The sequence below is a fragment of the Lysobacter sp. Root494 genome (assembly GCF_001427225.1).
In the GTDB taxonomy this organism is placed as follows: domain Bacteria; phylum Pseudomonadota; class Gammaproteobacteria; order Xanthomonadales; family Xanthomonadaceae; genus Agrilutibacter.
In genome coordinates this window covers 291,771-304,852 of the sequence record NZ_LMFH01000005.1, presented here as the reverse complement: position 1 = coordinate 304,852, position 13,082 = coordinate 291,771, and the positions used below count along the sequence as shown (strand labels likewise).

General features: G+C 66.7%; 10 protein-coding genes. 4 read left to right on the top strand and 6 right to left on the bottom strand.

Annotated elements, in window-relative coordinates; genetic code table 11:
• Positions 1-98: 98 nt before the first annotated feature.
• The 3 genes from tilS to ispA are packed head-to-tail and all read left to right on the top strand — an operon-like array spanning position 99 to position 2,563.
• On the top strand, positions 99-1,400 hold the full coding sequence (gene tilS, locus ASD14_RS04730) for a tRNA lysidine(34) synthetase TilS (RefSeq protein ID WP_056129771.1): 1,302 nt from the start codon (positions 99-101) through the stop codon (positions 1,398-1,400).
• 31 nt (positions 1,401-1,431) lie between these two features.
• Complete coding sequence (locus tag ASD14_RS04725; protein ID WP_056129770.1) at positions 1,432-1,695, top strand: exodeoxyribonuclease VII small subunit; 264 nt, start codon at positions 1,432-1,434, stop codon at positions 1,693-1,695.
• A complete protein-coding gene (ispA, locus tag ASD14_RS04720; protein ID WP_056129767.1) occupies positions 1,688-2,563 on the top strand; it encodes a (2E,6E)-farnesyl diphosphate synthase in 876 nt (291 codons plus the stop codon). Before ASD14_RS04725 ends, ispA begins: the two co-directional genes overlap by 8 nt.
• A gap of 82 nt (positions 2,564-2,645) precedes the next feature.
• Here ispA and ASD14_RS04715 read toward each other — a convergent pair whose 3' ends face one another.
• Both ASD14_RS04715 and pmbA read right to left on the bottom strand, forming a co-directional pair.
• A complete protein-coding gene (locus ASD14_RS04715; RefSeq protein WP_056129763.1) occupies positions 2,646-2,981 on the bottom strand; it encodes a DUF4870 domain-containing protein in 336 nt (111 codons plus the stop codon).
• A 93-nt stretch (positions 2,982-3,074) separates the two neighbouring features.
• Positions 3,075-4,469 (bottom strand): metalloprotease PmbA, encoded by a 1,395-nt coding sequence (gene pmbA / locus ASD14_RS04710; protein WP_157475091.1) that lies wholly within the window; start codon positions 4,467-4,469, stop codon positions 3,075-3,077.
• Positions 4,470-4,540: 71 nt separating this feature from the next.
• Here pmbA and yjgA point away from each other — a divergent pair, with 71 nt between their 5' ends.
• The gene (gene yjgA, locus ASD14_RS04705; protein ID WP_056129762.1) at positions 4,541-5,116 is read left to right on the top strand and encodes a ribosome biogenesis factor YjgA; all 576 of its coding nucleotides are present in this window, start codon (positions 4,541-4,543) and stop codon (positions 5,114-5,116) included.
• Positions 5,117-5,184: 68 nt separating this feature from the next.
• On the opposite strand, the gene tldD is transcribed toward yjgA, so the two are convergent.
• From tldD to ASD14_RS04685, 4 genes are all read right to left on the bottom strand, one after another.
• Positions 5,185-6,630 (bottom strand): metalloprotease TldD, encoded by a 1,446-nt coding sequence (tldD, locus tag ASD14_RS04700; protein ID WP_056129759.1) that lies wholly within the window; start codon positions 6,628-6,630, stop codon positions 5,185-5,187.
• Positions 6,631-6,808: 178 nt separating this feature from the next.
• Positions 6,809-10,648, bottom strand: a complete 3,840-nt coding sequence (locus ASD14_RS04695) for a YhdP family protein (protein ID WP_056129757.1) — start codon at positions 10,646-10,648, stop codon at positions 6,809-6,811.
• A gap of 64 nt (positions 10,649-10,712) precedes the next feature.
• The gene (rng, locus tag ASD14_RS04690; RefSeq protein WP_056129755.1) at positions 10,713-12,206 is read right to left on the bottom strand and encodes a ribonuclease G; all 1,494 of its coding nucleotides are present in this window, start codon (positions 12,204-12,206) and stop codon (positions 10,713-10,715) included.
• A complete protein-coding gene (locus ASD14_RS04685; RefSeq protein ID WP_056129753.1) occupies positions 12,203-12,808 on the bottom strand; it encodes a Maf family nucleotide pyrophosphatase in 606 nt (201 codons plus the stop codon). Before ASD14_RS04685 ends, rng begins: the two co-directional genes overlap by 4 nt.
• Positions 12,809-13,082: the final 274 nt, after the last annotated feature.

The following is a 13,082-nucleotide window of genomic DNA, read 5'->3' as shown; positions in this document are numbered from 1 at the left end:
GCTAGTGCAGGCCCGAGCACAGCTTGTTTCGCGAATCCCGCTCAGATAGAAATCCTGGCCTGCAACGCCGGGGGCACGCTCCGCGCTACGATGGCCCGATGACCGCAGCGCCGCTTATTCCCACCTCTGCTCTTGACGGCACGGGCAATGCCGCGCTCGTTATCGGGCTGAGTGGCGGCATGGATTCGATGGTGCTTCTGCATGCGCTGGCGATGTTCCCGCAAGCACGCGCACGCGACCTGCGCGCCCTGCACGTGCACCACGGGCTACATGCGAGCGCGGACGACTGGCTGCTTCATTGCGAAACGGTCTGCGCGACCCTGGGTGTCCCGTTGCGAAGCGTGCGCGTCGAGGTGCACCGCGACAGCGGAGATGGCCTGGAGGCCGCGGCACGGCATGCGCGGCATGCTGCGTTCGCGGCCGAACTCGGCAACGGCGAAGTACTTGCGCTCGCGCACCACCGCGATGACCAGGCCGAGACGTTCCTGCTGCGTGCATTGCGCGGATCGGGCGTGGATGGACTGGCCGCGATGCGTGCGTGGCGACGTTTTGCTCGCGGCTGGCTGTGGCGTCCGCTGCTCGGCCATTCACGCGCGCAATTGCTCGCGTATGCGCAGGTGCATGGCCTGCGCTGGATCGAGGATCCAAGCAACAGCGATTCGCGCTTCGATCGCAACTTCCTGCGCCAGCAGGTATTGCCGCTGCTGGGCGAACGATGGCCGCACGTGCACGCGGCCGTGGCACGATCGGCCGAACTCTCCGCCGAAGCCGCCGACCTGCTCGCCGAAGAGGACGCTCGTAGCCTCGCGCTCTTGCGCACCGCGGATGCCAATGTGATTTCGCGCGAGGGGCTGCAAGCTTTGCCTCCGGCGCGCCGCGCGCGCGTGCTGCGCCGCTGGATCGCGGAACTCGACCTGCCATCGCTGCCAGCAGAAGGTATCGCGCACATCGAGACGCAGGTGCTCACCGCGCGCGACGACGCGGACCCGTGTTTCCGCTGGCACGGCGCAGAACTGCGCGCATGGCGCGACCTCGTGCATGCCGGCCCGCTACAGCAGTCGCTGGGTGCTGGCTGGAGTTGCGAATGGGACGGCGCCACGACGGTATCGCTGCCGGATGGATCGGTGCTCCTGCTGGAGGGCGCAAGCGGCTTCGGCCGCTCCCTGCGCGTTCACGCGCGGCAGGGGGGCGAACGCATCACACTTCCCGGCCGCGATCATTCGCACACGCTCAAGCACGTGCTGCAGGAACTCGGAGTCCCACCCTGGGTACGCGAGCGACTTCCACTGCTTTCCGATGACTCCGGAGAACTGCTGGCCGCCGGTGACCTGGCGTGCTCAGCCGGCTTCGGCACATGGCTGCGGGAACACAGCGCGCGGCTGCTATGGCAGTGCGATTGACCGGTCCGCACCCTCCCCTCACACTTTGCCCATGGCCGCCCGCAAATCTCCCGAAAGCCCCGACGTTTCACCCGTCGCCGACTTCGAACAGTCGCTGGACGCGCTCGAGCAACTGGTCGAGCGGATGGAACGCGGCGACATGAGCCTCGAGGAATCGCTGGCGGCGTACGAACGCGGCGTCGGGCTTTACCGCAGGTGCCAGACCGCCCTGGAACAGGCGGAGCTGCGCGTGCGCCTGCTCAGCGATCCGCAGGAACCGGCCAGCGCCGAGCCGTTCGCTTCGCCCGATGCCTGATGCGCGTTTGAAGCAGTGGCGCGTCCGCATCGACGCGGCTCTCGCGCGCGCGCTGCCAGATCCCTCGGCGTCCCCGCAACGCCTGCATGCGGCCATGCAGCACGCCGTGCTGCTGGGCGGCAAGCGGATGCGGCCGCTGCTGGTGTATGCGAGCGGCACTCTGTTCGGCGCGAGTGAAACATCGCTGGACGGACCAAGCGTCGCGGTCGAGCTTATCCACGCCTATTCGCTGGTCCACGACGACCTGCCGGCCATGGACGACGATGCGCTGCGTCGCGGCCAGCCCACGGTGCACGTTGCCTTCGATGAGGCCACGGCCGTGCTTGCGGGAGACGCATTGCAGTCGCTCGCGTTCGAAATCGTTGCGGACACGCCCGTAGCCGATGCTGTTCGCGTGCAGTTGCTGCGCACACTCGCGAACGCCTCGGGCGTGTCCGGAATGTGCGGCGGCCAGGCGCTCGACATCGATGCGACGGGCACGAAGCCGACATTGGAACAACTCGAACGGCTTCACGCGCTCAAGACCGGCGCGCTGATCCGCGCTGCCGTGCGCATGGGTGCGCTGTGCGGCGGGGCCAGCCCGGACGAACTGCAACGGCTCGATCGTTACGCTTCGGCGCTGGGCCTTGCTTTCCAGGTCCGCGACGACATCCTCGACATCGAAGGCGACAGCGCGACGCTGGGCAAGACCGCAGGCAAGGATGCGGCGCAGGACAAGGCGACGTTTCCGTCGCTGATCGGCCTGGATGCCTCGCGCATGCGCCTGGATTCACTCGCCAGCACCATGTTCGACGCGCTGCAACCGTTCGGCGAGCGGGCCAGCGTTCTCACGGCATTGGCACGCATGACCATCGAGCGCAGTTATTGATGGAACGGCTCGCGTTACCGCTTGTGCAAATGAAAACGCCGGCTTCGCGCCGGCGTTTTCATTTTGCGGATGCCGCGGCGGATCAGTTGATCAGCCGCAACGTGAACGGATAGCGGTAAGTTTCATTGTCGCTGGTCTTCACGGCAGCCAGGATGCACAGAATGAGGTTGGCCAAGGCCACCGCAGGCATGAGCAGGAATCCGATCAGCACGAACATGAGTACCCAGGACACCACGAAGGCGATCGCCACGGTGATCTGGAAATTGAGCGCTTCCTTGGACTGTTCCGTCAGGTATGCCTTTTCTTCCTTATCCTTGCTGACCAGCCAGACGATCAGTGGCATCAGGAAGCCGAGAAAAATGCCAGACAGATGCGTGACCATGGCCAAGGTCTTGTCATCGGACGACGTTTGATTCATTGCGTTTCCCCGAATAGGACGGCGTTGCGCCGCGAGACGATGCGAGGCCGCACTCTCCCGCGCCCGCCCCGATCATGTCAAGGGAACGGATCTTCAGCTTTCTCCGGCCACCGTCATGCGTTCCACCAGGATAGAACCGGTGCGGATGTGCGAACGCGGATCGACATCGCTCCCGACCGCTTCAATCGCATTGAACATGCCGCGCAGGTTGCCGGCGATGGTGATGCCGTCCACCGCGTAGCCCAGCGCGCCGTCTTCAACCCAGAACCCGGCCGCGCCGCGCGAATAATCGCCGGTGACGGTGTTGACGCCCTGCCCCATCAACTCGGTGACGAGCAGGCCGCGCTTCATGCCGAGCAGCATCGAATCCAGGTCGCCCGCATTCGCCGCGACCTGCAGGTTGTGCACGCCGCCGGCATTCGCGGTGGTCTGCAACCCGAGCTTGCGCGCGGAGTAACTGCCCAGGACGTAACGCTGCAGTACGCCATCCTTCACCAGCGGCGCTTCGCGGGTGGCAACGCCTTCGGCATCGAAGGCGGAGGAGCGCAGGCCACGGGTGAGGAATGGCCGTTCTTCGATTGCAAACCACTCGGGAAACAGCTTCGTCCCGGCGCTGCCGACGAGGAAACTTGCCTTGCGGTATAGCGCGCCTCCCGACACCGCGCCGACCAGGTGGCCGATCAGCGAACGCGCGACCTCCGCGGAGAACAACACCGGATACTCGCCCGTCGGCACCTGCCGCGGTGACAGCCGCGACACCGCGCGTTCGGCGGCGCGGCGGCCGATCGCGGCGGGCGATTCGAGGTCTTCAGCGGCCAGCGCATAGCTGTACCAGCCGTCGCGCTGCATCGCTTCGCCACGGCCGGCGATCAGCGCACAGCCGAGGCTGTGGTTGGTGCCGCGCTCGCGGCCGAGGAAGCCATGCGAGTTGGCGTACACGCTCAGGCTGCTGCCGCTGCCGAACGATGCACCGTCGGAATTCTCGATGCGGGGATCCCGTTCGCGGCCCGCCGCTTCACAGGCGAGCGCGAGGTCGACGGCCTGGTCGGCCTCGATCGTCCACGGATGCCAGCCGTCGAACTCACGCACGTCGGCCGCCATCAGCTCGCGCTCGGCGAGTCCCGCCGCATCGTCGTCCTCGGTGTGGCGCGCGATCGCGCAGGCCTGCTCGACGGTGGCATCGAGGCTTTCCTCGCGCAGGTCGGCGGTGCTGGCGCTGGCCTTGCGTTTGCCGAAGTAGACCGTCACGGCGATGCCACGATCACGTGTCGCCTCTACGGTTTCGACTTCGCCCATGCGCACGCTGACGTTCAGCCCGGCCTCCTCGGAACAGGACACCTCTGCCTGGCTCGCGCCGCGCTCGCGGCAGCGATCGAGCAGTCGCTGGGCGATGCCGGAGAGGCGGTCCAGTCGCTGGAGACTGTCGTCGTGGCTCGTGGAGGCGGTGGCGGGAGTGCTCGCGTTCAATGCTTTATCCTTGTTTTCCATGTGCCGGGCCGCCCGGCATGACTGTTCGAAGCATGCCGGCCGCGCCGGTGCTACTACACGAGTGAAGTTTGATGCGTGGTCGTGACGACGAAACCGGCGAATTCTTCGGCCCCAGCCGCAGCCAGAACCGGCGCGAGGCGCTGGAAATCTACACGCTGGGGGAGAAGCTCGTTTCGCTGACCGACGCGCAGCTGGCGAAATTGCCTGTGCCCGAATCCCTGCTCCCGCACATCCGCGAATGCCGTCGCATCACCGCGCAGATCGCGCACAAGCGACAGCTTCAGTATCTCGCCAAGCAGATGCGCCGCGAGGACGACGAGACGCTGGACGCGATCCGCGACGCGCTCGACGAAAAGGGCGAAGCGGCACGACGCGAAGTGGCGGCTATGCATCGCGTGGAGGCGTGGCGCGAGAAGCTGCTCGCCGAAGGCGACGACGCGCTGGCGCAGCTGCTCGATGAGTACCCGAACGCCGACCGCCAGCTGCTTCGGCAGCTGGTGCGCAATACCCTGGAAGAGCGCAAGCGCAACAAGCCGCCGCGCGCGTTCCGCGAGTTGTATCGGGAATTGCGTGAGCTGCTGCTGGGCGGAAGCGAAGACGGTGAACAGGATATCGACGGCGAGGACGCGGCCAGCGACGAGGACTGAGCCCCGCTTCGCAGTAGCCGCCGTCCCGACAGGTTTTCCGCTGCGCTCCACAGATCCGGCCCCCTGGTTCACGCGGCCTGCGTGCCGCCCACCGTCAACGCCTCGATCAGCAACGACGGCTGCCCCACGCCCACGGGCACGCTCTGCCCGTCCTTGCCACACACACCAACACCCTCGTCCAGCGCGAGGTCGTGGCCGATCATCTTCACGCGTTGCATGGTTTCCGGGCCGTTGCCGATCAGCGTCGCGCCCTTCACCGGCGCGGTGATCTTCCCGTCCTCGATCAGGTACGCCTCGGTCGCCGAGAACACGTACTTGCCCGACGTGATGTCGACCTGCCCGCCGCCAAAATTCACCGCGTACAGGCCCTTCTTCACCGAACGGATCATCTCCTCCGGGTCGTGCGTGCCGGCGAGCATGTAGGTGTTGGTCATGCGTGGCATCGGCAGGTGCGCGAACGATTCGCGGCGGCCATTGCCGGTGGGTTGCATGCCCATCAACCGGGCGTTGAGCGTGTCCTGCATGTAGCCGACGAGCACGCCATCCTCGATCAGGGTGGTGCAGTTCGTCGGCGTGCCTTCATCGTCGATGTTGAGCGAACCACGGCGGCCGGCGAGCGTGCCGTCGTCGACGATGGTCACGCCCGGCGAAGCCACGCGCTGGCCGATGCGGCCTGCGTACGTGGACGTGCCCTTGCGGTTGAAGTCGCCTTCGAGACCATGGCCCACCGCTTCGTGCAGCAGCACGCCCGGCCAGCCCGAACCCAGCACGACGGGCATTACGCCGGCTGGTGCGTCGACGGCATCGAGATTCACGAGCGCCTGTCGCAGCGCTTCCTTCGCGAGCGATTCGGGCTTGCCGCCACCGAGCAGCTCGACGTAGGAATAACGGCCACCGCCGCCGGCGTAGCCGCTCTCGCGGCGACCGTTCTGTTCGACGATCACCTGCACGTTGAAACGCACCAGGGGGCGCACGTCGGCGGCAAGCACACCGTCGCTGCGCGCGACGAGCACCGTGTCGACGCCACCCGACAGGCTCACCACCACCTGCTGCACGCGCGGATCCGCGGCGCGCACGTAACGGTCGATGCGGCGCAGCGCTTCAACCTTTTCTTCATTACCCAGCGAATCGATCGGATCGTCCGACGAATACAGGGAACGACCGTTTCCACGCGAGAGAGCGCGCGCATTCTGCATCGAGCCATCACGGGCGATGGCACGCGCCGACCTGGATGCTTCCAGCAATGCTTCCGTGTTGATCTCGTCCGAGTAGGCGAAGCCGGTCTTCTCGCCGCTGATCGCGCGCACGCCGACGCCCTGCTCGATCGAATGCGCGCCTTCCTTGACGATGCCGTCCTCCACCGTCCAGCTCTCGCGGCGCGCGTGCTGGAAATACAGGTCGCCGAAGTCGATGCCGGGCCCGAGCAGCGTGCCGAAAGTGCGTTCGAGGCCGCCGGTGTCGAGGCCGGCTGGCAGCAGTAGGCGGGATTCGGCGAGCTGGATCGGCAGGGTCATGGAGGAACCAGGCTGGAGAGGGAGTTGGAGCTGAAGAGCGTGTCCGGCAATGAAACATGCGGACGCGTGTGAACGAAATGGAGGCCGCCTGGCCGGAATCAACCCGCGAGCTCACCGGCAGGCCAAGCTCATCAGCATCGGCCCGCTGGCGGAACACGCCGTCACCAGCCCGCCGTGATCAGCCCGCAGGCTCGGCCGGAGGCAGCGCCGCGCGGCTTTCCTCGCGCGAAATCACTTCGACCTTGGGCTCTTTCCACGGTCCGGTCACGCGGTAGGTCTTGGCGGCCATCGAGCCCAGCGGCTTGCTGAGCACGACATTCGCCGCCGCGCCGATCGCCGCACCGACCGGACCACCGGCGACCGCGCCGATCGCGGTGAGCAGGTTGCCGGCCTTGGGCCGCACTTCGATGGTCTGGTCGTAGCTCTGCGCCTGCAGGTTCGCGGCGCCGCGGATGTCGATGGTGGCAGCCGGACCGTCGATGCGCAGCTTGTCGCTGTGCGCCTGGCCATTGCCGAAACGCACGGTGCCCTTCATCTCGTTGAAGGCAAACCCCTTCGAGAAGAAATCGCGGAAGTCGAGCGTCAGGCGCCGCGGCAGCTGCGCGAGGCTGAGCAGGCCGAGCACGCGGCCGGCGCCGGGTTCGATCTCGAGCAGTCGTCCTTCCTTCGCATCCAGCTGCAGGCTGCCTTCGAGCTGGTCGAGCTTGAATGCGACCGGACTCCCGGGCCAACCGGCATCGAACTTCACCGTGCCTTCGCCGCCGCCGAGGCGATTGCCCATGCCGAAGCCGGCCAGCAGCGCGCCGAAATCGTCACTGGCGATGTCCAGTTTCAGGTGCGTGTTCGCGGCGGCGCCCTTGCCGTTCCAGTCGCCGCTCACGTCGATGCGTTGTTGTGGCGCGCGCGTCTGCAGCTGTTCGATGCGCATGCCTGCACCGCTCGGCCGCGTGCGCACCTTGGCGACACCGAGCTTCGCGTCCCCCAGGTGCAGTTCGTCGATGTCGATGGTGAGCGCGGGAATCTTTGCGGGATCGATTTCGTCGCTCGTCGCTGCCGGCGATGAGGGTGCGCCCGGATTCGCGGCTGTGGGTGCACTCACCGCGCGCCAGAACACACGCTGCATGCGGCCCGCGATCGCCTCGCTTTCGCTTGCCGGCACCAGCACTGCGCCCTGTAGCGCCGCACCTTCGGCCTGGATGGCGATCGCACCGCGTGCGGCCGGTGCAACGATGATGTGCGTGTCGGGGAAGGTGCCGCCCAGCAGTTGCAGGCGCTGCGTGGTCACGTCGATGCGTTGCAGCGGCAGCTTGCCGCCGCCTTCGCCGCCGCGCGTCAGCGCGATCCAGTCGATCGCGTCGAGCGTATCCGCACGGCCGGTAGCAACGAGACCCGACATGGGTGCCGCTTCGTCGACGCGACTCGCCCCCAGCGCGACGCGCACGCCGGTCTGCCCCTTGCTGCTGCGCGCACGCAACGCCATCACGTTGCCGAAACCCACCAGGATGTCGCCGCTGCCCAGTGGCAAAGGCGTTTCGATCGTCGTGGCGAGCGAGGTGCCTGCGGCCTTGCGCATTGGCGCCGGCAGCGACAATGCGGTACCAACGAGACTGGAACGCAGCTGCAGCAGTGTCGGTGTTGCCACGCCGGGCTTCGATTTCGGAATCGCGATGCCCACGGTCCAACTCGAACGACCAGCCAGATAAGGCTTGAGCCACGCCATGTCCTCGGCGCGATCGATGAGTTCGGCCGCGCCCATGCTCGCATCGAGGCCGGCTTCGAACACGTTTCCCGCATCACGCACGAAGTCACTGCCGGCACGCAGCGACAGCTTGCCGGGCTCGCCTTCATGCCGCACGGCGAGGCCTTCGGCCTTGAAACCGCTGCGCGAATACACTGCTTCGCCAGCCACCTGGTCGAAGGAAAGCTTCCAGCGAGGATCGGCGAGCTTTGCGTTCTTCAACGCCACCGTGCCGTTGATTTTGGCGCCTTTGCCATGCTGCAGCGGCAGCGCGAGATCGAAGCCGACGGCCGCGGGCCCGCTCGCACGCACGTTGGCGAACGTGTCGGCATGCTCCTTGCGCAACGGGCTCTGCTTGAGCACGTCGAGCAGTTGCGCAGCATCGCCGTCGCCCTGTGCCTTGACCGTGAGCGCGCCGCCGCGATAGTCGTCGATGCCCGCATGGATCTTGCGGATGTCGACATTGCCCAGGCGTCCGGTGCCGTCCACGTCGAAACCGATACCGGTGAAACGTGTTTCGGCTTCGATACCCTGCGCGGCCGGCCATTCTTCCTGGAAGCGGACAGTCGCATCGCTGATGTGGCCCGTGGCTTCGAACAGGCCGGTGTCGTCGCGGAACGGCCAGTCGTCGAGGTCGCCGGAAATCACCGCGCGACCGCCATTGAGCGTGCCCCCGACCAGCGCCGTGTCCAGCCAGTGCACCGCGGTCGGCGACATGTTCTTGCGCAGCCAGAAGCCCTTCGCCGTGGGAACCGCGATGCCGTCGTCGACCGCCGCGGCGATGTCGATCCACGGCCGCGTGCCGTCGCCCTGCCACCAGAGGCCACCGCGCGCGTTGACGCCGAAGCTGCCGTACGTGTTTCGGCCGTCGATGCGCAGCGCCGTCGTGCCGATACGCCAGCCGGCGCCTTCGCGCCAGCCACCAGCTTCGCCGCGCAGCTTCACGACCTGCACGGTGCCGAAGCCTTCGGGCCAGTCGAACGTGACATCGGCTTGCGGGTCGAATGCCAATGTGAAGCCGTTGCCATCGCCGTCGATCACGGCGCTCAAGCCGCGCACACCCGGCGCCTTGTCCACTGCCGTGAAGCCGAGTCCCCGCATCTGGGCGTGCGCACGCATCGCACCACCGCGACGGCCCGCCACCTCGATGTCGTTCAGGGTCGCGACGGGCCTGGATTCCAGCAGCCAGCGGCGCAATCCCGGCGAGAGCCGGTCGCTCAGCGCAAGTGTCGCGAACAGCGGTCCCGCGTCCAGTTGCTTCGCCTGGACCGCGTATTGCGCACCGCCGGCCAGCAGCAGGCCATCGAGTTTCTGCATGTTGCCGGAGCGGCCGATGCGCAACAGCGGCGCGTCGATCCGCCAGCCGTCCTTTAGCAGGCGATAGTACGCGCGGCCTTCGACATGATCGAAGCGGCTGCGTGGTGGCGCCGCGCCGGCTTCAATCGGATTGCCGCGCAATGCGACGTCGTCGAGAGCGGCGTCCACGGTGATCGTGCCGACGCGATTGCCCTGCAGTGTTGCCCATGCTTCCGCGCGCCCGACACCGCCTTGCACGGCAATGCCCTGCACCTGGAGCAGCGAAGCCCATGCAGAAAGATCGGCGCGCTTTGCACCCGCATACGCGCGTCCATCGCCCTTCTTCCGATCGAAATCGAGCACTGCGTCGAGCGGCGCGGCTTCCATGCGCGGCCATGCACGCACCCCGGCACGCACGCGATCGCCATCGACGCGCAAACGGACGTCGACCTTGGGAATGCGCGCGTCCACGCCGAGCTGCGGCGCGATCACGGCGAGCTTGCCGCCGATCACCTGCAGTTCGCCGAGACCTTCCAGCGCGGAGAAAGGATCGCTACCCGTCTGCTGCTGTCCCGGCAGGCCACGCACCTGCCAGCGGCCATCGCTGGCACGCTCGAGCACGAGGTCGAGGCCGCGCAGGCGCAGTTCCGAGAACGCGTGGCCCGGCAGCAAGCCGGCGTAGACCGACACCAGCATTTCGGTATCGCCGACGGTGAATGCCTTTGCGCCTTCGCCGATGCGCAGGTTGTCGAGCTTCAGCAGCGGACCGCGCCGCGTCCATTCGGTTTCGACGCGATCGAAGGCGACCGGCCGCTGGGCGCGCTCGCTCAGCCACGCCCGGATGCGATCGGGGTGGCGTTCCGCAAGCGGCAACACCTGGCTTGCCGCGCCCAGCAGCAGCGCGATCAGTACGAGCACGATTGCCGCCGTGTACGCGAAGCCGCGGCGGGCAAGTCGCAAGCGGCGGCGCAAAGGTGTGGGCATGGCGACTTAAGCCCGTCCGTTTCGCGTTACGCGCGAAACGAAGGGATCGGAAGCAAAAGCAAAATCAGAGCAGCACGACATCGAACTGCTCCTGCGCGTACTGCTCGTCCGCCTGGAAGCGGATCGACTTGCCGAGGAATTCCTCAAGCTCCGCCACCGATGCGGATTCCTCGTCGGTGATGCGCGCGACGATCTTCGGCGATGCGATCACCAGCAGGCGCGCGGCATCGAACTGCCGCACCTGACGCACGATCTCGCGGAAGATTTCGTAGGTCACCGTTTCCGGCGTCTTCAACGTCCCGCGGCCGCCGCATTCATGGCAGGGCTCGCTGAGCTGGCGTTCGAGGCTTTCGGTGGTGCGCTTGCGCGTCATTTCGACCAGGCCCAGCGGCGAGAATTCGTACACCGTGGTCTTGGCGTGATCGCGCAGGAGCGACTTCTCCAGCTGGCGAAGCACCTGGCGGCGGTGCTCGGCATCGGTCATGTCGATGAAATCGATGATGATGATGCCGCCCAGATTACGCAGGCGCAGCTGACGCGCGACCGACTGCGCCGCTTCGAGATTGGTGCGATAGACCGTTTCCTCGAGGTTGCGCTGACCGAGGAATGACCCCGTGTTCACGTCGATCGTGGTCATCGCCTCGGTCTGGTCGATGACCAGGTAGCCGCCGGACTTCAGCGGCACTTCCTTGTCCAGCGCGCGCTGGATTTCGTCTTCCACGCCGTACAGGTCGAAGATGGGGCGCGCGCCGGTGTAGTGCTCGATCTTCTCGGCCAGCCCGGGCATGTACTGCGCGGCGAAGGTACGCAGGCGGTCGCTGGTCTCCCGCGAATCGACCTTCACCTTCTCCACGTCCTTGCGCATCAGGTCGCGCACGGCGCGCAGCGGCAGGCTGAGGTCTTCGTACACGCGTTCGCCGAGGCGGGCGCTCGCGGATTTCTCTTCGATCAGGGCCCACGCGCGGTTGAGGTAGGCGATGTCTTCGGCGAGCGCTTCTTCCGGCTGGCCCTCGGCATTGGTGCGCACGATGTAGCCGTGGTGCGCACCTGCCGGCGAGAGCGTGGCGACGTGCGTCTTCAGGCGCGTGCGCTCGGCTTCGTCCTCGATGCGCGCCGACACGCCGACGACCCGCGTGCGCGGCAGCAACACCAGGTAACGCGACGGAATGCTCAACTGCGTGGTGAGGCGCGCGCCCTTGCTGCCGATCGGATCCTTCACCACCTGCACGATGATGTCCTGGCCTTCGCGCAGCAGTTCAGCGATGGGGCGCGTGGGCGTCGGCGGCAATGGCGCTGCGTCGCCTTCGCCCTCGCCATTCACTGCCTGCGTCGGCTTGACGATGTCGGCGGCGTGCAGGAACGCAGCGCGATCGAGCCCGATGTCGACGAACGCCGCCTGCATCCCGGGCATCACGCGCTGCACCTTGCCCTTGTAGATGTTGCCGACCACGCCCCGGCGCCAGCCGCGCTCGATGTGCAACTCCTGCAACATGCCGTTTTCGACCACGGCGACGCGGGTTTCGCGTGGCGTTACATTGACCAGGATCTCCTCGCTCATCGCGCGGCCACCGATAACGCGGAACCCGCTGGCACCGGTTCGAGGCCGAACTGCCGCAGCAGCAATGCGGTCTCGAAGATCGGCAGGCCCATCACCCCGGTGTAGCTGCCACTGAGGCGGGTGATGAAGGTTTCGGCGAAGCCCTGGATCGCATAGGCGCCGGCCTTGCCCGGCCATTCGTCGCCCGCGAGATAGCCGGCGATTTGCGCTTCCGTGAGCGCGGCAAATGTGACGTCCGAAATCGACACGGTCTGCAATTCGCGCGACTGCGATACGAGCGACACCGCCGAGATCACCTGGTGGGTGCGGCCCGACAGTTTCCGCAACATCGACGCCGCGTCTTCGGCATCGGCCGGCTTGCCGAACACCTCGTCGTCCAGCACGACCTCGGTATCGCTGCCGAGCACCACGGCGCTCGGATTGGTCATCACGGTGAGCAGGCCGGCACCGGCCTTCTCGCGCGCGACGCGACGCACGTAGTCCTCGGCGGGTTCACCCGGGGCGCGTTCTTCGGGAATATCGAGGTCGATGATGCCGAACGGCAGGCCGAGACGGCCCAGCAGTTCGCGCCGGCGGGGAGATTTGGAGGCGAGATGGAGCATCGGGTCCTTGGCTTGGGCAGGCGCTTGGAAGGCGCCCGGAAGGCGCCGGAGCGCGTCGTGGTCCGGACGCGAAGACGAATTTCCGCGAGGCCGGAAGGATAACCCGGGCTGACTGAGCCCCACCCCGCGGGAAGTCACGTAACCCTGACCCGGCTCACGAATCGTTTACCGTACCTGCGCACAGTGCCCCGCATCGGCGCATCACCATCCAACAAGGAGTCAGACCCATGCCGAAGTCGTTGTCCCACCTGGTCCTGCGCCCGTTCGCACTGAC

Coding starts and splice junctions, on each gene's coding strand:
- tilS (WP_056129771.1), top strand. CDS start 99: ATGACCGCAGCGCCGCTTATTCCCACCTCTGCTCTTGACGGCACGGGC.
- ASD14_RS04725 (WP_056129770.1), top strand. CDS start 1,432: ATGGCCGCCCGCAAATCTCCCGAAAGCCCCGACGTTTCACCCGTCGCC.
- ispA (WP_056129767.1), top strand. CDS start 1,688: ATGCCTGATGCGCGTTTGAAGCAGTGGCGCGTCCGCATCGACGCGGCT.
- ASD14_RS04715 (WP_056129763.1), bottom strand. CDS start 2,981: ATGAATCAAACGTCGTCCGATGACAAGACCTTGGCCATGGTCACGCAT.
- pmbA (WP_157475091.1), bottom strand. CDS start 4,469: ATGGAAAACAAGGATAAAGCATTGAACGCGAGCACTCCCGCCACCGCC.
- yjgA (WP_056129762.1), top strand. CDS start 4,541: ATGCGTGGTCGTGACGACGAAACCGGCGAATTCTTCGGCCCCAGCCGC.
- tldD (WP_056129759.1), bottom strand. CDS start 6,630: ATGACCCTGCCGATCCAGCTCGCCGAATCCCGCCTACTGCTGCCAGCC.
- ASD14_RS04695 (WP_056129757.1), bottom strand. CDS start 10,648: ATGCCCACACCTTTGCGCCGCCGCTTGCGACTTGCCCGCCGCGGCTTC.
- rng (WP_056129755.1), bottom strand. CDS start 12,206: ATGAGCGAGGAGATCCTGGTCAATGTAACGCCACGCGAAACCCGCGTC.
- ASD14_RS04685 (WP_056129753.1), bottom strand. CDS start 12,808: ATGCTCCATCTCGCCTCCAAATCTCCCCGCCGGCGCGAACTGCTGGGC.